General features: G+C 65.0%; 15 protein-coding genes. 5 read left to right on the top strand and 10 right to left on the bottom strand.

Features of this window, described 5'->3' with window-relative positions; translation table 11 throughout:
- Nucleotides 1–26 precede the first annotated feature (26 nt).
- From frr to A3AC_RS30485, 5 genes are all read right to left on the bottom strand, one after another.
- Nucleotides 27–587, bottom strand: a complete 561-nt coding sequence (gene frr, locus A3AC_RS0119920; protein WP_013338884.1) for a ribosome recycling factor — start codon at nt 585–587, stop codon at nt 27–29.
- Nucleotides 588–685: 98 nt separating this feature from the next.
- A complete protein-coding gene (gene pyrH / locus A3AC_RS0119915; protein WP_006048674.1) occupies nt 686–1,399 on the bottom strand; it encodes a UMP kinase in 714 nt (237 codons plus the stop codon).
- Nucleotides 1,400–1,618: 219 nt separating this feature from the next.
- Nucleotides 1,619–2,500, bottom strand: coding sequence for a translation elongation factor Ts (gene tsf / locus A3AC_RS0119910; RefSeq protein WP_025600993.1), 882 nt, complete (start codon nt 2,498–2,500; stop codon nt 1,619–1,621).
- A 226-nt stretch (nt 2,501–2,726) separates the two neighbouring features.
- Nucleotides 2,727–3,479: a 30S ribosomal protein S2 gene (rpsB, locus tag A3AC_RS29375; protein ID WP_035475462.1), complete on the bottom strand. Its 753-nt coding sequence runs from the start codon at nt 3,477–3,479 to the stop codon at nt 2,727–2,729.
- Nucleotides 3,480–3,629: 150 nt separating this feature from the next.
- Nucleotides 3,630–3,791 carry a hypothetical protein gene (locus tag A3AC_RS30485; protein ID WP_156924646.1) on the bottom strand — a complete coding sequence of 54 codons (162 nt, stop codon included), beginning with the start codon at nt 3,789–3,791 and terminating at the stop codon, nt 3,630–3,632.
- Nucleotides 3,792–4,029: 238 nt separating this feature from the next.
- Between A3AC_RS30485 and map the strand changes: the two genes are divergently transcribed.
- The 3 genes from map to A3AC_RS30135 are packed head-to-tail and all read left to right on the top strand — an operon-like array spanning nt 4,030 to nt 9,594.
- Entirely contained in the window at nt 4,030–4,839 is an 810-nt protein-coding gene (gene map / locus A3AC_RS0119900) for a type I methionyl aminopeptidase (protein WP_025600991.1), read from the top strand.
- Between the two features lie 30 nt (nt 4,840–4,869).
- Nucleotides 4,870–7,449, top strand: a complete 2,580-nt coding sequence (locus A3AC_RS0119895; protein WP_025600990.1) for a [protein-PII] uridylyltransferase — start codon at nt 4,870–4,872, stop codon at nt 7,447–7,449.
- Nucleotides 7,450–7,455: 6 nt separating this feature from the next.
- Nucleotides 7,456–9,594, top strand: coding sequence for a pseudouridine synthase (locus A3AC_RS30135; RefSeq protein ID WP_025600989.1), 2,139 nt, complete (start codon nt 7,456–7,458; stop codon nt 9,592–9,594).
- 103 nt (nt 9,595–9,697) lie between these two features.
- On the opposite strand, the gene def is transcribed toward A3AC_RS30135, so the two are convergent.
- From def to A3AC_RS0119860, 5 genes are all read right to left on the bottom strand, one after another.
- Entirely contained in the window at nt 9,698–10,231 is a 534-nt protein-coding gene (gene def / locus A3AC_RS0119885; protein WP_025600988.1) for a peptide deformylase, read from the bottom strand.
- Nucleotides 10,228–12,294, bottom strand: coding sequence for an NAD-dependent DNA ligase LigA (ligA, locus tag A3AC_RS29365; protein WP_035475460.1), 2,067 nt, complete (start codon nt 12,292–12,294; stop codon nt 10,228–10,230). The genes def and ligA overlap by 4 nt, the downstream gene beginning before the upstream one ends.
- Before the next feature lie 186 nt (nt 12,295–12,480).
- On the bottom strand, nt 12,481–13,776 hold the full coding sequence (locus A3AC_RS0119870; RefSeq protein WP_025600987.1) for a cell division protein ZipA C-terminal FtsZ-binding domain-containing protein: 1,296 nt from the start codon (nt 13,774–13,776) through the stop codon (nt 12,481–12,483).
- Nucleotides 13,777–13,892: 116 nt separating this feature from the next.
- Nucleotides 13,893–17,411 carry a chromosome segregation protein SMC gene (gene smc, locus A3AC_RS0119865; RefSeq protein WP_025600986.1) on the bottom strand — a complete coding sequence of 1,173 codons (3,519 nt, stop codon included), beginning with the start codon at nt 17,409–17,411 and terminating at the stop codon, nt 13,893–13,895.
- 160 nt (nt 17,412–17,571) lie between these two features.
- Nucleotides 17,572–18,747 carry a DMT family transporter gene (locus A3AC_RS0119860; RefSeq protein WP_025600985.1) on the bottom strand — a complete coding sequence of 392 codons (1,176 nt, stop codon included), beginning with the start codon at nt 18,745–18,747 and terminating at the stop codon, nt 17,572–17,574.
- Between the two features lie 24 nt (nt 18,748–18,771).
- Here A3AC_RS0119860 and A3AC_RS0119855 point away from each other — a divergent pair, with 24 nt between their 5' ends.
- Together A3AC_RS0119855 and dapC are read left to right on the top strand one after the other, a co-directional pair.
- Nucleotides 18,772–19,131: a hypothetical protein gene (locus A3AC_RS0119855; RefSeq protein ID WP_025600984.1), complete on the top strand. Its 360-nt coding sequence runs from the start codon at nt 18,772–18,774 to the stop codon at nt 19,129–19,131.
- Between the two features lie 98 nt (nt 19,132–19,229).
- On the top strand, nt 19,230–20,447 hold the full coding sequence (gene dapC / locus A3AC_RS0119850; RefSeq protein WP_025600983.1) for a succinyldiaminopimelate transaminase: 1,218 nt from the start codon (nt 19,230–19,232) through the stop codon (nt 20,445–20,447).
- Nucleotides 20,448–20,521: the final 74 nt, after the last annotated feature.

The following is a 20,521-nucleotide window of genomic DNA, read 5'->3' as shown; positions in this document are numbered from 1 at the left end:
GGCGTTCTGTTCGGAGCCTCGCAGGCTTATACCGTCATGATCTCTGCTTCTTTCGTGGCGACGAGTTTGTCGATTTCTGCGACGAATCTGTCCGTCAGCTTCTGAACATCGTCGCCGGCGCGGCGCTCGTCGTCTTCTGAAATTTCCTTGTCTTTGACGAGCTTCTTCAGTTGCTCGTTAGCGTCACGGCGCAGGTTGCGGACAGCGACCTTGGCCGTTTCCGCTTCGCTCTTGACCACTTTCGTCAATTCGCGGCGGCGCTCTTCGGTCAGCGCGGGCATCGGCACGCGGATCACGTCGCCTTGCGTGGCCGGGTTCAGCCCGAGGTCCGACTCGCGGATCGCCTTTTCGACGACCGGGACCATCTTCTTTTCCCACGGCTGCACGCCAATCGTGCGTGCGTCGATCAGCGTCAGGTTGGCGACCTGGGAAATAGGCACCGGCGAGCCGTAGTAATCGCACTGGATGTGATCGAGCAGGCCCGTGTGCGCACGGCCCGTACGGATTTTCGACAGATCGTTCTTGAACGCGTCGATGGAACGCTGCATTTTTTGCTCAGCGCCCTTCCTGATATCAGCCACAGACATTTTTAAACCTCCGAACCTTCAAAACGGGCGAGCCGGCCAGCACGCGGGTATGCGGCGGCCCGGGCTCGCGTCAAAGCCCACGTTATATGAACGAGAGTTTACACGTGGACGAGGGTGCCCTCGTCCTCGCCGAGCACGATGCGCTTGAGCGCACCCGGCTTGACGATCGAAAACACGCGGATCGGCAGCTTCTGGTCGCGGCACAGCGCAAAGGCCGTGGCGTCCATCACCTGCAGGTTGCGGCCGATCGCCTCGTCGAAGCTGATCGTGGTGTAGCGCGTCGCGCTAGGATCTTTCTTCGGGTCTGCCGAGTAGACGCCGTCCACCTTGGTGGCTTTCAGCACGACTTCCGCGCCGATTTCCGAGCCGCGCAACGCAGCGGCCGTGTCGGTCGTGAAGAACGGGTTGCCGGTACCGGCCGCGAAAATCACGACTTTGCCTTCCTCGAGCTGGCGAATCGCGCGCGGACGGATGTATGGCTCGACTACCTGGTCCATGCGCAGCGCGGATTGCACGCGCGCTTCGATGCCGGCATGGCGCATGGCGTCCTGCAGCGCCAGCGCGTTCATCATGGTGGCCAGCATGCCCATGTAGTCGGCCGTGGCGCGGTCCATGCCGGCCGCGCCGCCTGCCACGCCGCGAAAAATATTGCCGCCGCCAATCACCACGGCCAGCTGCGTTCCGAGACGGACCACTTCGGCCACGTCCGCCACCATTCGTTCGATGGTCGCGCGATTGATGCCGAAGGCATCGTCGCCCATCAGGGCTTCACCGGAGAGTTTGAGCAGGACGCGTTTGTAGGCAGTGGGCATAGGGGTATCCAGATCGCGCAGAACAGGGCAACAACAAGGGACTAATGTAGGGGTGAAACGCTGATTCGGGCAAGCGCCGCCAAATTGACGGACCCAGGAGGTCCGCCAACGGCGGCTGCGCCGCGGGGATCGACCCGCGCGCAGCCTTGCGGCGCAGCCGACCGCAGCACAGTCATGCTGTGCCGCGGGTACAACGGTACTAGCTGGGACAGGTGACGCTTATTGTTGCTTTGCAGCAGCCACTTGCGCGGCAACTTCAGCGGCAAAGTCGTCCTGCTTCTTCTCAATGCCTTCGCCGACCACGAACAGCGCGAACTTCTGGACGCTCGCATTGCCGGCCTTCAGCATCTGTTCGATCGTCTGCTTGTCGTTCTTAACGAACGTCTGGTTCAGCAGCGACACTTCTTTCAGGTACTTCTGCACGCTGCCTTCCACCATCTTCGCGACGATTTCAGCCGGCTTGCCCGATTCGGCCGCCTTCTGCTCGGCGATGCTGCGTTCCTTGGCGATCAGATCCGCCGGCACGTCTTCCGACGACAGCGAGACCGGCTTCATTGCAGCGATGTGCATGGCCACGTCCTTACCGACCTGCTCGTCAGCACCGGTGTACTCGACCAGCACGCCGATACGCGTGCCGTGCAGGTACGCAGCCAGCTTGTTCGACGTTTCGAAGCGCACGAAACGGCGGATCGACAGGTTTTCGCCGATCTTGCCGACGAGCGCGAGGCGCACTGCGTCGACGGTTTGGCCTTCGAGCGGCAGAGCCGACAGCGCCGCGACGTCAGCCGGGTTTTGCGTGGCAACCAGCTCGGCGACCTTCTTCGAGAAAGCGAGGAAGTCGTCGTTCTTCGAGACGAAGTCAGTTTCGCAGTTCAGTTCGACGAGCGAACCCGCATTGCCGCCGATGAACGAAGCGACCACGCCTTCAGCCGTGACGCGCGATGCCGCCTTGCTTGCCTTGTTGCCCAGCTTCACGCGCAGCAGCTCTTCCGCGCGCGCCATGTCGCCGTCGGCTTCCGTCAGCGCCTTCTTGCATTCCATCATCGGCGCGTCGGTCTTTGCGCGCAGTTCTGCAACCATGCTTGCGGTAATTGCCGCCATCATTTGCTCCTTGAGTTCCGTCTGTGTTCCGTCTGTCACACGCCGCCCGCATTTCGATGCGGGCGGCAAGAATTCGTTTCAACGTTATGCGCATTTTTGCGCGCATTTTTTCGGTTAACGCGTCGGGTACCGCTCCAACTCTCCAGCCGGCGCCCCACTACAGCGTCGCGGCTTAAAAAAAGGGGGCCTGTGGAAAGCCCCCTTTTTTGCCGGACACGGGGCAGCTTTATGCTTCCCCGTTGACCTCGACGAACTCGTCGCCGTCGTCGCCGCGGGCAGCCTGCACCACTTCGTTGACCGCGTTCGCACGGCCTTCGAGGATCGCGTCGGCCACGCCAGCCGCGTACAGAGCGACGGCCTTGCTGGCGTCGTCGTTACCCGGGATCACGTAGTCGATGCCTTCCGGCGAGTGGTTCGTATCGACCACTGCGATGACCGGCACGCCGAGCTTGTTCGCTTCGGTGACGGCAATCTTGTGGTAGCCGACGTCGACCACGAAAATCGCGTCCGGAATACCGCCCATATCCTTCACGCCGCCGATCGACTTTTGCAGCTTGAGCATTTCGCGTTCGAACAGCAGCGCTTCCTTCTTGCTCATGCGCTCGGTTTCACCTGCTTCCAGCGCCGCTTCCATGTCCTTCAGGCGCTTGATCGAAACCTTCAGCGTCTTGAAGTTGGTCAGCATGCCGCCGAGCCAGCGTGCGTTGACGTACGGCATGCCAGCGCGCTGCGCTTCCTGGGCGATCGTGTCGCGCGACTGGCGCTTCGTGCCGACGAACAGGATGGTGCCGCGATTGGCTGCCAGCTGACGCGCGTACTTCAGCGCGTCGTTGTACATCGGCAGCGTCTTTTCGAGGTTGATGATGTGAATCTTGTTGCGATGGCCGAAAATGAAGGGTGCCATCTTCGGGTTCCAGAAGCGCGTTTGGTGACCGAAGTGGACACCGGCTTCCAGCATTTGACGCATGGTAACTGCCATGAAAATCTCCGCGAGGGTTGGGTCTTAAGCCGGCCGCCGTATCCGCCGCGCTGCCATGTCATGCTTTATCCTGCATGGCTGAGCGCCGCGAACACCCTGGGTGCGCCGGCTTGCGAGTTTGCCGCCTTGATACTGCTCTCACCCCGTGGCTCAGGCGGCAAGCGCCACGGGAAGCTTCACCTTGATCTGCCTCACCTGCTGAGCGGTGCTGCCATTCAGTGCTGCCACATTCTCAGCCGAAACCCGGTCTGGATGATGACAAACCACAAGCACAGCGGCCCAGCCAAAAGCAAACAGGATCGACTTAGCCAAACATTATAGCATGCGACTATCGGCTGACTCAACCTGCCGGCTGCTCCAGTTTCGGCGGGTTGCACCCTCGGGTTGCCCGGCGGCGTCGCAAGCCGACTGCCGGCTGTCCGATCTCGGCGAGAAGACGCGGCCTATCGGAAAAGGCTTCGTCCAAGGCGCCGAAACGCCGCCAAAAGACTGCGGCCTAAGGGAATATGGTGCGATAATCCCGGAATAAATCGCATTTCAGGCCCGACTCATGGCTATCACGCTCAAAAACGAACACGATATCGCGCAAATGCGCGTCGCCTGCAGACTTGCGAGCGAAGTGCTCGACTACATCGCCCCGTTTGTCACCGCCGGCGTCACGACCGGCGAGTTGGACCGCCTGTGCCACGAATACATGCTGAAGGAACAGGGCACCGTGCCCGCGCCGCTGAACTATCAGCCGCCCGGCTATCCACCCTACCCGAAGGCCACCTGCATTTCCGTGAACGACGTGATTTGCCACGGCATTCCCGGCGACAAGACGCTGAAGAACGGCGACGCGCTCAACATCGACATCACCGTCATCAAGGACGGCTATTTCGGTGACACGAGCCGCATGTTCATCGTCGGCGAGGGCTCGATTCTCGCCAAACGCCTCGTGCAGACCACTTTCGAATGCATGTGGCTCGGCATCGACCAGGTACGCCCCGGGGCGCACCTCGGCGACATCGGCCATGCAATCCAGAAACACGCAGAGGCGCAAGGCTACAGCGTGGTGCGCGAATATTGCGGCCACGGCATCGGCACGGTGTTTCACGAAGATCCGCAGATTCTGCACTACGGCCGCCCCGGCACAGGCCTCGAACTGCAGCCGGGCATGATTTTCACCGTCGAACCGATGATCAACGCCGGCCGCCGCGACATCCGCACCATGCCGGACCAGTGGACCGTGAAGACGAAGGACCGCAGCCTCTCGGCGCAATGGGAACACACGGTGCTCGTGACGGAGACCGGCTACGACGTGCTGACCGTCTCCGCCGGCACGCCCGCGCGTCCGCCGGTCGTCGCCGCCACGGCCTGACCAATTTCGCCTCTTTACCGCCAGCCGCTCATGAGTAGTGTTCCAGCCGTCGCCCCATCGCATGCCACGTCGCTGAAGGCGGACTACAAAGTGGCCAAAGCCCAGTTGCTGGAACGCTTCAAGACCGCCACCAACGTAGAGGCGTTGATGGCGGCGCTGTCCCGCACCACCGACGACTCGCTGCGCGCCGCCTGGAACACCTGCGAACTGCCGCCCGACCTCGCTCTGGTCGCGGTGGGCGGTTATGGGCGCGGCGAGCTGGCGCCGCACTCGGATATTGACATTCTGGTGCTGCTGCCAGACGCGCCGCTCGAGCATCTGGAAGCGCGCATCGAGCGGTTCATCAGTCTCGCGTGGGATCTCGGGCTCGAACTCGGCAGCAGCGTGCGCAGCGTTTCCCAGTGTCTCGAGGAAGCCGCCAACGACGTAACCGTGCGCACCTCGCTGCTCGAAGCGCGCCGCATCACCGGCAGCGCCGCCCTGTTCAACGACTTCGCGAAGCGCTACCGCGAGGCGCTCGACCCGAAAGCGTTCTTCCAGGCAAAAGTGCTGGAAATGCGCCAGCGGCACGCCAAGTTCCAGGACACGCCTTACGCGCTTGAGCCGAACATCAAGGAAAGCCCCGGTGGACTGCGCGATCTGCAACTGATTCTGTGGGTAACGCAGGCGGCCGGTTTCGGCAGCAGCTGGCGCGAACTCGAGGCGCGCGGCCTTATCACGCAGCGCGAAGCTCAGGAACTGCGGCGCAACGAGGGCTTTCTCAAGTCGCTGCGCGCACGCGTGCATGTGACCGCGGGGCGTCGCCAGGACATTCTGGTATTCGATCTGCAAACGCCGGTGGCTGAGAGCTTCGGCTACAAACCGACCGCCACGAAGCGCGCGAGCGAGCAACTGATGCGCCGCTATTACTGGGCGGCGAAGGCGGTCACGCAGCTCGCCACGATCCTGATCCAGAACATCGAGGCGCAGCTCTTCCCGAGCACGAGCGGCATCACGCGAGTGCTGTCGGACCGCTTCGTCGAAAAGCAGGGCATGCTCGAAATTGCCAGCGACGACCTGTTCCAGCGCGAGCCGAACGCCATTCTCGAAGCCTTCCTCCTGTACGAGCGGACGCCGGGCGTGAAAGGCCTGTCGGCGCGCACCCTGCGCGCGATCTACAACGCTCGTGAGGTGATGGACCAGCACTGGCGGCGCGATCCGGAAAACCGGCGCCTTTTCATGGAGATCCTGAAGGAACCCGCCGGCATCACGCACGCATTCCGCCTGATGAACCAGACGAGCGTGCTCGGACGCTATCTGCTGAACTTCCGGCGCATCGTCGGCCAGATGCAGCACGACCTGTATCACGTCTACACGGTCGACCAGCACATTCTGATGGTGCTGCGCAATCTGCGACGCTTCGCGGTCGCCGAACACGCGCATGAGTATCCTTTCTGCAGCCAGTTGATCGTGAGTTTCGACCGGCCGTGGGTGCTGTACGTCGCAGCGCTGTTTCACGATATCGCCAAGGGCCGCGGCGGCGACCACTCCACGCTCGGCATGGCCGACGCGCGGCGCTTCTGCCGCAACCACGGCATTGAGGGCGAAGACGGCGAACTGGTGGTCTGGCTCGTGCAGCAGCATCTGACCATGAGCCAGGTCGCGCAGAAGCAGGATACGAGCGACCCCGAGGTCATCAAGCGTTTCGCGGAACTCGTCGGCACCGAGCGCCGTCTGACCGCGCTGTACCTGCTGACGGTGGCCGACATCCGCGGGACCAGCCCGAAAGTCTGGAACACATGGAAGGGCAAGCTGCTGGAAGACCTGTATCGCGCGACGCTTGCGGTGCTCGGCGGCGCGCGGCCGGACGCGCACTCGGAACTGGAGTCGCGCCAGGAAGAGGCGCTTGCACTGCTGCGCCTCGAGACGGTGCCCGAAGGCGCGCAGAAGGCGCTGTGGGACAAGCTCGACGTCGGCTACTTTCTGCGCCACGACGCCGCGGACATCGCATGGCAAACGCGCGTGCTCTACCGTTACGTGGAAACGCCGGCGCCGATCGTTCGGGCCCGCCCCTCGCCTATCGGCGAGGCGCTGCAGGTGCTCGTGTACGTGAAGGATCAGCCGGACCTGTTTGCCGGCATTTGCGCGTACTTCGACCGCAACGGCTTGTCGGTGCTCGATGCGCGGGTCAGCACCACGCGTCACGGGTATGCGCTGGATAACTTCCTCGTCGCCCATACCGAAGAGGACGTGCATTACCGCGACATTGCCAACCTCGTCGAACAGGAACTGACCGCGCGTCTCACCGGCGACGGCACCTGGTTGCCGGGGCCGTCGAAGGGCCGCTTGTCGCGGCTCTCGCGCACCTTCCCGGTTACGCCGCGCGTCGATCTTCGGGCCGACGAGCGCGGCCAGTACTACATCCTGTCCGTGTCGGCGAACGACCGGCCGGGCCTTCTTTATTCGATCGCGCGCGTGCTCGCCGCACACCGGGTCGGCGTCGCGTCGGCGCGGATCAACACGTTAGGCGAACGCGTCGAGGACGTGTTCCTGCTGGACGGGCACGGGCTGTCTGACAACCGCCTGCAAATTCAGGTCGAGACGGAACTGCTGCGCGCGATCGCAGTGTGAGATTTCATGCGAATCAAATTAACAGCCAAGCATCCGCGGCCGGCTTCGTCCGAACGCGCCCCTGTCCGTAGCGGCAGCCTGTCGGCGCGCAAGCCGACACGGCCGGCGGAACCGAAACCGTCGACGTCCGGCCCGGGCGCAACTCGCGGCGAAGACGCGGGTGCGACGCGGGGCGGAAAGCGCGCGGCCGGCGCGGGCGCGCGCGGAGCGGGCGGGCGCGGAGAGGAAGGCGGGTTTGGGCGTGAGGGCGGTGCAGGTGCTGGCGGTGCGCGGCGGGCGGCTGTGGACCGGCCGGCGCGGCGCGAAGGCGTGAGTGGCGCCAGTGGCGCGCCTCAACGCCGCTCCGAGGTCAGCAGTGAGCGCGGTCCGCGTCGGGATGGTGGCGAGCGTGCTGTGCGTGGGCCGGCAGGCGGCGAACGCGCACCGCGACGCTTTGAGGATCGGGCTGGCGGCGGTGAGCGTGCCCCTCGTGGCACGGCCGGCGAGCGCGGCGAGCGTGCACCGCGTCGTTTTGAAGATCGTGCCGGCAGCGAACGTGCGCCGCGACGCTTTGAAGATCGCACTGGCGGCGGTGAGCGCGCCCCTCGCGGCCCGGCCGGCGAGCGCGGCGAGCGTGCACCGCGCCGTTTTGAAGATCGTGCCGGCAGCGAACGCGCACCGCGACGCTTTGAGGATCGCACTGGCGGCGGTGAGCGCACCCCTCGTGGCGCGGCCGGCGAGCGCGGCGAGCGTGCACCGCGCCGTTTTGAAGATCGCGAGCGCGGCGAACGCTCACCGCGCCGTTTTGAGAATCGCGATGGCGGCGCAGAGCGCGCGCCGCGCCGGTTCGAAAGCAATGCCGACCGGGGCACCTCGCGCGCTAACGACGACGAACGCCGTCCGTTGGGTGCACCGCGTACCGGAGCAGGCCGTCCAGCCGAAGGCGGACCGCGCGGCGAGCGTCCGGCGCGCCGCGAGCGCGATGCGTCGGATCGCCCGCGCTTCAGCGACGACCGTGCCGCGTCACAAGTGCGTCGCGGCGGCGAACGCGACTCGCGAGTCGACAGCACGCCGCGCCGGTTGCAAGGCGAACGCGGCGAGCGAAGCTTTGCAAAGCCGGTCAAGGGCGGCTACGGCGACCGCTCGGAACGTCCGGCACGCGCTCCGCGCGACGAACGCAGCGAACGCGCACCGGCCCGCCGGGAATTCGGCGACCGCCCAGCCGCGCGCACGGAGCGCGGTGATCGCGGCGCACGCAGCTTCGACAAAGCACCCGCTGCCGCGCGCCGCCCGGCCGATGACCGCCCCACGCGAGCCGGCAAGCCGCGCAACGCCGCAGCGGCCGAACACCGTCCGCAGCACGCCGACGCAGCCCCCCGCACGCCGCGCCGCGACATCGAAGACGCGCCGGGGACGCTGCGCCTCTCGAAACTCATGTCCGAGCTCGGCCTCTGCTCGCGTCGTGAAGCCGACGAATGGATCGAAAAAGGCTGGGTGCTCGTCGACGGCGAACGGATCGACACGTTGGGCACCAAGGTCCGCCCCGATCAGCGAATCGAGATCGACCCCGCCGCCGAAGCCGCGCAAGCGAGCCAGGTCACCGTGCTGATCCATAAGACAGTTGGCTACGTGTCGGGCCAGGCGGAAGACGGCTATCAGCCGGCCATCACGCTCGTCACGCCGGAAAACCGCTGGGAAGGCGACCGCTCGGAGATCCGTTTTTCCGTCGCGCATTTGCGCCAGCTGGCGCCGGCCGGGCGTCTCGACATCGATTCGACGGGCTTGCTGGTGTTGACGCAGGACGGCCGCATCGCCAAACAACTGATCGGCGGCCATTCGGAGATCGACAAGGAGTATCTGGTGCGCGTCGCCTATGGCGAGCACACCGTCGACGTCGAAAGTCACTTCCCGCCGGAAAGCCTCGCGCTGCTGCGCCACGGTCTCTCGCTCGACGACGTTCCGCTGAAACCGGCGCAAGTCAGCTGGCAAAACGGCGAGCAGTTGCGTTTCGTGCTGCGCGAGGGCAAGAAGCGCCAGATTCGCCGCATGTGCGAGCTGGTCGGCCTGGAGGTGATCGGCCTCAAACGTGTGCGGATGGGCCGCGTCATGCTGGGCGCGCTGCCGCCGGGACAGTGGCGCTATCTGGGTCCGGACGAGTCGTTCTGACGGAGCCGTTGTGACGCAGCCGCTCTGACAATCTTCGAAAAGCAAACAGCCCGATCAGCGTAAGCCAATCGGGCTGTTCTATTTGGCCTGGGTATCGCCTGCGTCAATCGTCGCTATTCGGATCCATGTCCGGAAACAACACTTCGGTGAAGCCGAACTTGGCGAAATCGGTGATTCGCATCGGATACAGTTTGCCGATGAGGTGATCGCATTCGTGCTGAACGACGCGCGCATGAAAACCCTCGGCGACGCGGTCAATCGGCTTGCCGTACTGGTCGAAGCCGTGATACTTGATCATCGAAAAACGGCTGACCGCGCCGCGCAGGCCCGGCACCGAGAGGCAGCCTTCCCAGCCCTCTTCCATATCCAGCGAAACCGGCGTGATGGTCGGATTGATCAGGACCGTTTCCGGCACTGGCGGCGCGTCCGGATAGCGCTCGTTGCTGCCGAAGCCGAAAATCACCACCTGCAGATTGACGCCGATTTGCGGCGCCGCCAGCCCGGCTCCGTTCGCATCATGCATGGTCTCGAACATGTCTTTAATGAGCTCATGCAATTGCGGCGTGTCGAAGTGATCGACCGGATCTGCAATACGCAACAGGCGCGGATCACCCATCTTGAGAATTTCGCGGATCATGACTGCCCCTCCAGGAGCTTACGCATACCATCTTCGTCGAGTACGGGAATGCCGAGTTCCTCGGCCTTCGCCAACTTGCTGCCAGCTTCGGCCCCCGCCACCACGTAGTCTGTCTTCTTCGACACGGATCCGGCCACTTTCGCGCCGGCCGCCTCGAGCATTTCCCTGGCGTCGTCGCGAGACAGGTTCGGCAACGTGCCGGTCAGCACAACCGTCTTGCCGGCCAGCACGCCTTGCGGCGCCCTGGGCGCGGGCGGGCCCTCGGGCCAGGTGACCTTGCCCGGCGCGCGCAGTTGTTCGATCACCGTGCGGTTGTGCTCTTCGGCGAAAAACTGGTGAATGGACTCGGCGACCACCGGCCCGATGTCGTTGACCTCGAGCAACGCCTCCACCGACGCATCCATGATCGGGCTTAGCGAGCCGAAGTGCTTGGCCAGATCTTTGGCCGTGGATTCGCCCACATGCCGGATACCGAGTGCGTAGATGAAACGCGCCAGCGTAGTGTGCTTGGCCTTTTCGAGCGAGTCGAGCAGGTTCTGCGCCGATTTGTCGGCGAAGCGGTCGAGTTCCGCGAGCGTCGAAAAGCCGAGGTTGAACAGGTCGGCGGGCGTGCGCACCAGGTTCTGCTCAACCAGTTGATCGATGATTTTTTCGCCCAAGCCGTCGATATCAAGCGCGCGCCGCTGCGCGAAGTGCCACAGCGCCTGCTTGCGCTGCGCCGGACAGATGAGGCCGCCCGTGCAGCGCGCAATCGCCTCGTCGGGCAGCCGCTCGATGTTCGAGCCGCACACCGGGCAATGCGTGGGCATTACGAATTCGCGAGCGTCCGCGGGGCGCCGGTCGATGAGCGCGCTCACCACCTCCGGGATCACGTCGCCGGCCCGCCGCACGATGACCGTGTCGCCGATGCGAATGTCCTTGCGGCGCACTTCGTCTTCGTTGTGCAGCGTCGCATTGGTGACCGTCGCGCCGCCGACGAACACCGGTTCGAGCCGCGCGACCGGCGTGATCGCGCCGGTGCGTCCGACTTGCACGTCGATCGCGACGAGCTTCGTCAGCGCTTCCTGCGCCGGGAATTTGTGCGCGAGCGCAAAACGCGGCGCTCGCGACACAAAGCCGAGCGCTTCCTGTTCGTCGCGCCGGTTGACCTTGTACACCACGCCGTCTATGTCATACGGCAGCTTGTCGCGCTTCTCGCCCACCGTGTGGAAAAACGCCAGCAAACCCTCGGCGCCCTTCACGACCGCGCGCTCGGCATTGACCGGCAAGCCGAGTTCCTTGTACCAGTCCAGCAGTTCGCTGTGCGTCGCCGGCATCTCCATACCGTCGAGCACGCCGATACCATACGCGAAGAACGACAGCGGCCGCTGCGCGGTGATTTTCGAGTCGAGCTGACGCAAGCTGCCCGCAGCGGCGTTGCGCGGATTCGCGAACTCCTTGTGACCCGCCGCACGCTGACGCTCGTTCAGCCGCTCGAAGTCGCGCTTGAACATCAGCACTTCGCCGCGCACGTCGAGGATGTGCGGCACGCGCTTGCCCTTGAGCCTGAGCGGAATGGAGCGAACGGTGCGGATGTTCCCGGTCACGTTTTCGCCGGTCGTGCCGTCGCCGCGAGTCGCGGCCTGCACGAACACGCCGTCGACATAGCGCAGCGAAACGGCGAGGCCGTCGAATTTCAGCTCCGTTGCGTAGTCGACCGGCACCGGCGGCTCTTTCGCATTGTTGCCGAGCGCGTCGCCCACGCGCTTGTCGAACGCGATGATGTCTTCGTCGGCGAAACCGTTGTTGAGCGACAGCATGGGCTGGTCATGGATCACGGGCTCGAACCCGCTCGCCGCTTCACCGCCCACGCGCTGGGTGGGCGAATCGGGCACGATCAGATCCGGATGCTCTGCCTCGATGCTCTCGAGCTCCTTGAACAGCTTGTCGTATTCCGCGTCGGGCAGATCAGGCTGGTCCAGCACGTAGTACGCGTAATTGGCGCGTTCGAGTTCCGCGCGCAGCCACGCGGCACGTTCGGCCGGAGCGCTGGTTGCTGGATTCGTGGCGGGAGTTCGAGCCATGCTGTGGGACGCTTCTTCAGTGAAATTGGACATTGGATTATCGCAGGAAGCGTGCCCCTTTACATCGGCCGAATGGCCAGGTTTCGGCCGGCGTGCGACTGCGCTAAAGTGCCTGCGATGACTTTCGGAAAACGACAACGGCCGCGCATTGCGCGGCCGTCGGAAGCACGAAACGCGAGCGGTGACTTATTGGCTGAACAGGCGCCGCGTGGCGGGGGAGCCTGCCGGAATGCCGGCTTGCTCGAGCTTGGCGTAAAGCGTCATCAACTGCTTTTCGATCGCGAGGAGCGCGGTTTCCGGCAGCGGCCGGCGGCCGTCGTCCACCACCCGGCCGCCAATGCGCTCCGCGAGCGATTTCGCGTAGTCGCACATCAGGCGGAACGGCAGGATGTCTTCATCGGCCACCGGCACGTCGAGCACCAGCGTGATCATCTGGCCGCCCTTGTAGGTCAGGTCGTCGCGCAGGAAGTTCGTGTCGCCGAATTGCAGCATGAACACCGGGCTCTGGCGCGCGTCGAGCTTGACGAAGCGCGTGCCGTCGCGCGAGAGCAGCAAGCCGTCCTGGGACGCGACGGCCTGCACGTAGTTGGCCGACCACGGCGCGCCGTCGGAAAGCACGTTGATCGACAACTGCGCGTCGCATTGCGCGGCGAAACCGTCCAGTTCTCGCGCCATCGCAACGGTTTCAAGCATGTCCGGAAATTCCGGTGCTGCGTCCAGCGCGTCGGCGAACTGCTGCACGCCGGTCACGAACTCGGAGAACTCCAGTTCGTTGAGCGCGCCGCTTCGGTTGGCGAGCTGCGCAGCTGCGCGCAGCTCTTCGTAACGCGCGCCGTTTTGCAGCAGTTCCCACGCGCCGCCTTCCAGCCTGCCTTCTATATGCACAGGCTTGCTGCCGGCGCGGCGCAGGCGCTGCGCGAGCGGGATCACCTTGTCGCCCGCCACTGGTCCGTTCAGACGAATCGGCACGATGCAGTCGATACGGCGATCGACGATGGCCGGCGGCGCCGACGAGATCGTGGTGGCAGCGGGCAGGATCGGTTCGAGCTGTTCGTCCGGCTCACGCGGCGTTTGTGCCGCCGCGTCCTTGCCCACTCCGGCGCCCGCACCGCGTTCGTCGCCGTCTTCATTGCCCGCGGAAACGAAGCCGTTCGGCGTGGTGGTCTCAGCCTGAATATCCGCCGGCGTATCGAGCGGCGCAGCGCCCACCGGCGCGCCAAAAGTCGGTTCGACGCGCGCCGACGCGGTATCGGCCGCCGCATCCGCGCCTACCACCGGCTCGCGGCGTGTAGTCGGCCGGGCCGGTTCGATGAACGGGCTCTGCTCCTCGTGGTCGTCGCGCGCGAAGTTCTCTGCCGCGTCCGCCGGCATCGGCCGCGGCATCTTGCGGCGCACCTTGGCGCTTTGCCACGCGTTGTACACGACCACGCCCCCGACCACCACGGCACCCGCGCCGATCAAACCGAGTGTCAACTCGTCCATGCATGCTCCATCAGCAATTCTTTATGTGCGCGGCTTCACGCCCGCTCCACGTGTCGCGCGGCCGGCGGCCGCAGCGCTCTACGCGGGCGCCCGCGCTTCCATGATTCAAACGAAACTTAAACGATATTCTGGGCGAAACCCGCAGCCGTTTCCATGTCGACGGCAACGATGCGCGACACGCCCTGCTCCTGCATCGTCACGCCGATCAGTTGCTGCGCCATTTCCATCGCGATCTTGTTGTGCGAGATGAAAAGGAACTGGGTTTTGTCCGACATCGCGCGCACGAGGTTCGCGAAACGTTCGGTGTTGGCGTCGTCGAGCGGTGCATCCACTTCGTCGAGCAGACAGAACGGCGCGGGATTCAGCTGGAACATCGCGAACACCAGTGCGGTCGCGGTCAGCGCTTTTTCGCCGCCGGACAGCAGGTGAATTGTCGAATTCTTCTTGCCCGGAGGCTGCGCCATGACCTGCACGCCGGCGTCGAGAATTTCGTCGCCGGTCATGATTAGCTTCGCCTGGCCGCCGCCAAAGAGACGCGGGAACAGTTCGCCGAAATGACGGTTCACTTCGTCGAACGTGCCTTGCAGCAGCGTGCGCGTTTCCGCGTCGATCTTGCGGATCGCGTCTTCGAGCGTTTCGATCGCGCTCGTCAGGTCAGCCGATTGCGAGTCGAGGAACGTCTTGCGCTCAGTGGCCGCCTTCAGTTCGTCGAGCGCGGCCATGTTGACCGGACCGAGCGCGATGATCGCGTTGTTGATGCGCGTGACTTCGCCTTGCAGATACGAAGGTTTCATGTCCGGCGTGAGCTTGGCCTGCAACTGCGCTTCGTCGACGCCGGCCGCGGCAAGCTGCTCGACGAACTGCTCGCCGTTCAGCCGCGCGGCCTGTTCCTTCAACTGCAGTTCGTTGATGCGGTCGCGCAGCGGTTGCAGCGCGCGTTCGGTGGACAGGCGCGTTTCGTCGGCGGCGCGCAGCTTCGCGGTCAGGTCGTCCAGTTCGAGGCGGGCGGCGTGCAACGCCTCTTCCTTGACCGCGCGAATGTCGAGCGCGTCCTGCAAGCCGGTGTGCGCCGTCTGCTCGTTGATGGTTTCGAGCTCGGCGCGTGCGTCTTCGAGCGACGCCGCAACGCGCTCGCTCTGCTCATGCGCGACCTGAATGCTGCGCTTCAATTCGTCGATGCGATTGGCCATGTTGCGCGCGGCGAAGCGCGCGTCCGTGGCGGCGCGATCCAGATCTCGCGCCTGTCCGCGCGCCGCGGTCAGTTCTTCGTCGAGCGCCTCGAAAGCCATTTGATGATCTTCGAAGCGGGCCTGCAATTCCGCTAGCTCGCCGTCGTAACGCTCGAAGTTGGCTTCGGATTCGGCACGCAGCGCGCGCTGTTCCTCGATCTGCGCGTTGATTTCTTCGAGTTCCTCGCGAATCTGCGTGCTGCGCTGCGTGTAACGCTCGTGCGCCTGGGTGAGCTTCAGCACGTCGAGTTGCAGCGCATGCACGCGTTGCGTGGCGCGCTCGGCCTGCTGACGCACCTCGGTCAGTGCCTGCGCGGCTTGCGTGTGCGCGGCTTCGGCGCGGATCGCGGCGGCCTTCGCTTCGTCGGCGAGCAGCGCCTGGGCGCGCACCTGACGCGCGAGATTTTCGATTTCCTGCTGACGGGCCAGCATGCCGGCCTGTTCCGAATCGGCGGCATAGAGTTGCACGCCGACGCGCGTCACCACGTGCCCCGCCTTGACGACGAACGAGCCGCCTTCCGGCAATTGCGAGCGCATGCCGAGAGCCTGCTGCAGATCGTCGGCGACGAATGCAAGGCCGAGCCAGTCGTTGAGCACCGCGCGGATGCCGGCGTCGTCGATACGCACGAGCGACAGCAGCGGCCGCAGCGCGGGCGGCGCCGCGACCGGTTGACCGGCGGCAGGCGGCGCGTAGAACGCGAGCTTGGCGGGCGGCGCGTCGGTTGCGAAAGCCTTGACCCAATCGAGATTCGATACTTCGAGCGCGGCGAGGCGCTCGCGCAGCACGGCTTCCAGCGCGGTTTCCCAACCCGCTTCGACATGCAGCTTCTTCCACAGACGCGGCAAGCCGCCGAGCTCGTGCTTTTCGAGCCACGGCTGGATCTTGCCCTCGGTCTGCACGTTCTCCTGCAACTGCTTGAGCGCGGCAAGGCGTGCATCGATCTGATGAATCTGCGCGCTTTCGGCCTGCACGCGTTCCTGCGCGGCGCGGCGCTCCGCGTCGAGACGCGGCAGCGTTTCCTGCGCATCCGCGAGACGCACTTGTGCATCGTGCAGAATCTCTTCGTGCTCCGCGAGTTGCATGCGCAACTCTTCGAGCTGCGCTTCGTCCGGCGCGTCGAGGCCGCCGGCTTCAACCTTCAGACGCTCCTGACGCTGCTGCAACTGCTGCAATTGCTGATCCGCATTGCGCTGATGCGCGGCTTCGAGTTTGAGCGCCTGCTCGGTCTGCGCGATGCCGCCGCGCTCCGCGTTCAGCTCTGCCTGCGCGTCGCGCCAGCGCGCTTCGAGCGCGGGCATCGCGTCATGTTTCGCGGCGGCTTCTTCTTCGGCGACCACCGCTTTTCCCTCAGCGACGGCGAGCTGCTCCTCGGCGTCTTCGAGATCGCCTTGCGCCTTTTCGGCTTGCGCTTGCCACTGTTCACGCTGCGCGGTCAGCGCGGCGATTTGCGCCTGCACGCGATTGCGCGATTCGACGATGAACTTGATCTCCGCCTCGAGCCGGCTCACTTCGGCATTCGCCTCGTAGAGCGCGCCTTGCGCGCCCTGCATCGCGTCGCTCGCGGAATAATGCGCGACGCGCAGCGTTTCGAGCTGCGCCTCCACTTCACGCAGCTTCGCAGTCTCGGCCTCGAGGTCGATCTGCGCCTGTTCGATGGCGCGCTTCTGCCGCTCCTGTTCGCTGCCGGCTTCGTTCTTGCGCAGCAGCCACAGAAGACGCTGCTTTTCCTCGCCGTCGCTTTGCAGTTCCTTGTAGCGCGTGGCGACCACCGCCTGTCCTTCCAGCTTTTCCAGATTCGTACTCAGCTCGCGGATGATGTCCTCCACCCGCGTCAGATTTTCCCGCGTGTCATGCAGACGATTCTCGGTCTCGCGGCGGCGTTCCTTGTATTTGGAGACGCCCGCGGCTTCCTCGAGAAACACGCGCAGTTCTTCCGGTTTCGCTTCGATCAGGCGCGCGATCATGCCCTGCCCGATGATCGCGTAGGCGCGCGGCCCGAGGCCGGTGCCGAGGAAAATGTCCTGAATGTCGCGGCGACGCGCCGGCAGGTTGTTGATGTAGTAGCTCGAGGTGCCGTCGCGCGTGAGCACGCGTTTGACGGCGATTTCGGCGTATTGGCCCCACTGTCCGGCGGCGCGGCCGTCCGCGTTGTCGAACACGAGTTCGACGCTCGCGCGGCTGCCGGGCTTGCGCGCTGTGGAACCGTTGAAGATCACGTCCTGCATCGACTCGCCGCGCAGCTCCGAGGCGCGCGACTCGCCGAGCACCCAGCGCACGGCGTCGATGATGTTGGACTTGCCGCATCCATTCGGTCCGACCACGCCGACTAGCTGGCCCGGAACCTGGAAATGCGTGGGATCGACGAATGACTTGAATCCAGCGAGTTTGATCGAGGTCAGACGCACGGCGATTTCGCTGTTTGAGAAGGAGAAGTAATAGGTGGCTCGCGAAGGCCGCATGAGCCGTTCGCTGCTGCGGCGATACGCTCCGCGGTCCTTGCCAGCCCTCGGGAATTGGGGCGCCGGCTGCACGCGCGTCGCGCATGCGCCGGCCAATGAGGGGCAATCATACCATCGCGCGTGGGCGGTTCTTGCCCTGCTGGTGCTTGCCGTCGTCGCGGTCGAGAGGGCCGCGGTGGTCGTCGCGGTCGTCACGGTCCTCGCGGTCCTCGCGGTCCTGGTGGTCCTGGTGCTCCTGGTGGTTGCGGCGGTCGTCGTGGTCGCCAAGGTCCGCGCGGTCGCTCAGGTCGCCAAGGTCCGCGCGGTCCCTAAGACCGCGGAGGTCGTCATGGTCGACGCGACTGTCGGCGTCCGTATCGCCTGCGTCCTGATTGGCGGGATCGGGCGGCAGCGCCTTCGTGCGATGCACCCAGCTCGACAGCGCCGAGGCGAGCACGATGCAGGCGCCGCCCGCCCATTCGCGCGGGCCGGGTATCTCGCCGGCAAAAAGCCATGCGGAAAGCGCCGTGACCACGAGCTCGAACAGCATGATGATCGACGCCCGGTTGGCCGGCACGCGCGCAAGCCCATACTGCACCAGCATGTTGTTCGACGCGAGCAGGAAGCCGAGGCCCAGCACGAGCCATGCGGCGGTGGCCAGATGCGCGCCGGCGGGCGGCGCGGGCATCGCTTCGAACAGCGACGCGCACGCGCCGAACAGCGCCGCGCCGCCGAAGATGGTCGCGGTGCGCATCTCCGGTTTCATCTGCGGCAGCACGCGGCTCGTCTTCAGGATCAGCACGTTGCTCATCGCGAAGCCCATACCGCCTGCGAGGCCCGCCCATTCGGCGAGATTGGCCGGCAACGGAATGCCTGACTGCGGCGACCACAGCATCGTCATCGCGCCGGCAAGCGACAGCGCGGCAAGAGCCGCGCCCGACCGCGTCAGCCGCTCATGAAGAATGAAGTGCGCGAAGAGCGCGGTCCACGCGGGCGTCAGATAGAACAGCAGCAGCACGCGCATAACCTGCCCGTGGATCGAACCCCACACGAAACCGAGGTTCGTGATGCCCGCGGCGAGCGCGAGAGCCGGCAGCAGCCAATGCCAGCGCACGGTCCTGATCGCGCGGCGACGCACGATGAGCACGAAGAGGCAACCGGCGCCGCTCGTCAGCGCGCTCGCGGCCGTGCCCGTGACGCCAAGCGAGGCCAGCATCCGCAACGGATACCAGATCATTCCCCACACCGAGGCGCCCAGCATGATCGCCAGCGTCGGCCAGCCTGTGCGAAGCCAACTGTTCATGGCGACGGGCTCCGTGAGGGGGGGGTGGTGCTGTTTGTGTTCGCGGTGCCGGTCAGGTTCGCGGTGCTGTTTGCGTTCGCTGTGCGGGTCACGTTCGCGGTGCTGCCCACGTTCGCGCTGCCGCTCATGTCCGTATTGCTGTTGGCTACCAACGCAGCGGCGTTTTTTCCTCTGCCTTCTCCAGATATCTCCTCGACTACTGCGTACATCGCTGCTCCTGCTTTTATTGCCACGCGAACCGGCCACGGCCCGCATCGTTCGATTGCCGCGCACCGCCTGCACCGTCTGCACCGTCTGAGACACGCCGTCCCGAGCCGCGGCGCGCCACGCTATAATCCCCTGCTCGCCGCCGCTGCCGTCCCGCCGCCACTTTCAGCGGCTTGACCGGAGCACCAGCGCCGGCCATTGCGCAAACGCAGGCGAAGCCGCATGCGCCGTCACACATCGTTGCGCGCCCTCTTCGATCAGGCACGATCCGCCCAGTGAATCCGCTACTCGACTCCCTCCAGCCCTATCCGTTCGAAAAGCTGCGTTTGCTTTTCAAAGACGTCGCGCCGACTCCCGGCCTCGCGCATATCAGCTTCGGCATTGGCGAGCCGAAACATCCGACGCCCGGGTTGATACGCGACGCCGTGATCGCCTCGCTCGGCGGTTTGTCCGCGTATCCGGCCACGCTCGGCTCATTGGCGTTGCGCGAGTCGATTGCGAACTGGGTCACGCAGCGCTACGGTCTGCCGCCCGTGGATCCGGCCACTCAGGTGCTGCCGGTGTCGGGCTCGCGCGAGGCGCTGTTCGCGCTCGCGCAAACGGTCATCGACCCGAAGCGCAACGCGCAGGGCGAGCCTGCGATCGTACTCTGTCCGAACCCGTTCTACCAAATCTACGAGGGTGCGGCGATCCTCGCGGGCGCCGAGCCGTACTTCGTGAACAGCGACCCGGCGCGCAACTTCGCCTGCGATTATTCGGCGGTGCCCGACGAGGTCTGGGCGCGCACCCAGTTGCTGTACCTCTGCTCCCCGGGCAATCCGACGGGCGCCGTGCTGACGCTCGAAGACTGGCGCGAACTCTTCGCGCTGTCCGACCGTCACGGCTTCGTGATTGCCTCCGACGAGTGCTACTCGGAGATCTATTTCGACGAAGCGAACCCGCCGCTCGGCGGCCTCCAGGCTGCACACCAGCTTGGCCGCGGCTTCGAGAGGCTCGTCATGCTGTCGAGCCTCTCAAAGCGCTCGAATGTGCCGGGCATGCGCTCGGGCTTCGTGGCCGGCGACGCCGCCATCCTCAAGGACTTCCTGCTGTACCGCACGTACCACGGCGCGGCGTTGTCGACGGTGTATCAGAGCGCGAGCATCGCGGCCTGGAACGACGAAGCGCACGTGCGCGAGAACCGCGCGAAATACGTGCAGAAATTTTCGACCGTCACGCCGATGCTCGCCGAGGTGCTCGACGTGCGCCTGCCGGACGCCGCGTTCTATCTGTGGGCGGACGTTTCGCGCACCGGTCTCACGGATACCGAATTCGCCCAGCGTCTTTACGCCGACTATAATGTGACGGTTCTGCCGGGTTCGTTCCTCGCGCGCACCGCGCACGGCGTGAACCCCGGCCGCAATTTCGTGCGCATGGCGCTCGTTGCCGACGTCGACGAATGCACAGAGGGCGCGCAACGAATCGTCGATTTTTGCCGCGGGCTCGCGGGCTGAGTATCGCACTGCCGGGTTTCCGGCCGAGGCCCGCGCGTCCGCTGCCCTTCTTCCGATTTCAACTCTTCAGAAAA

This window comes from Burkholderia sp. WSM2230, assembly GCF_000472445.1.
Classification (GTDB): domain Bacteria; phylum Pseudomonadota; class Gammaproteobacteria; order Burkholderiales; family Burkholderiaceae; genus Paraburkholderia.
Note: the sequence above shows the minus strand (reverse complement) of the source record. Positions and strands in the feature narration are given on the sequence as shown.

What these genes read in the sequence shown, in the direction of transcription:
- frr (WP_013338884.1), bottom strand. Translation starts at nt 587, where the DNA reads ATGTCTGTGGCTGATATCAGGAAGGGCGCTGAGCAAAAAATGCAGCGT.
- pyrH (WP_006048674.1), bottom strand. Translation starts at nt 1,399, where the DNA reads ATGCCCACTGCCTACAAACGCGTCCTGCTCAAACTCTCCGGTGAAGCC.
- ligA (WP_035475460.1), bottom strand. Translation starts at nt 12,294, where the DNA reads ATGGCTCGAACTCCCGCCACGAATCCAGCAACCAGCGCTCCGGCCGAA.
- A3AC_RS0119870 (WP_025600987.1), bottom strand. Translation starts at nt 13,776, where the DNA reads ATGGACGAGTTGACACTCGGTTTGATCGGCGCGGGTGCCGTGGTGGTC.
- A3AC_RS0119895 (WP_025600990.1), top strand. Translation starts at nt 4,870, where the DNA reads ATGAGTAGTGTTCCAGCCGTCGCCCCATCGCATGCCACGTCGCTGAAG.
- rpsB (WP_035475462.1), bottom strand. Translation starts at nt 3,479, where the DNA reads ATGGCAGTTACCATGCGTCAAATGCTGGAAGCCGGTGTCCACTTCGGT.
- def (WP_025600988.1), bottom strand. Translation starts at nt 10,231, where the DNA reads ATGATCCGCGAAATTCTCAAGATGGGTGATCCGCGCCTGTTGCGTATT.
- map (WP_025600991.1), top strand. Translation starts at nt 4,030, where the DNA reads ATGGCTATCACGCTCAAAAACGAACACGATATCGCGCAAATGCGCGTC.
- A3AC_RS30135 (WP_025600989.1), top strand. Translation starts at nt 7,456, where the DNA reads ATGCGAATCAAATTAACAGCCAAGCATCCGCGGCCGGCTTCGTCCGAA.
- A3AC_RS0119860 (WP_025600985.1), bottom strand. Translation starts at nt 18,747, where the DNA reads ATGAACAGTTGGCTTCGCACAGGCTGGCCGACGCTGGCGATCATGCTG.
- tsf (WP_025600993.1), bottom strand. Translation starts at nt 2,500, where the DNA reads ATGGCGGCAATTACCGCAAGCATGGTTGCAGAACTGCGCGCAAAGACC.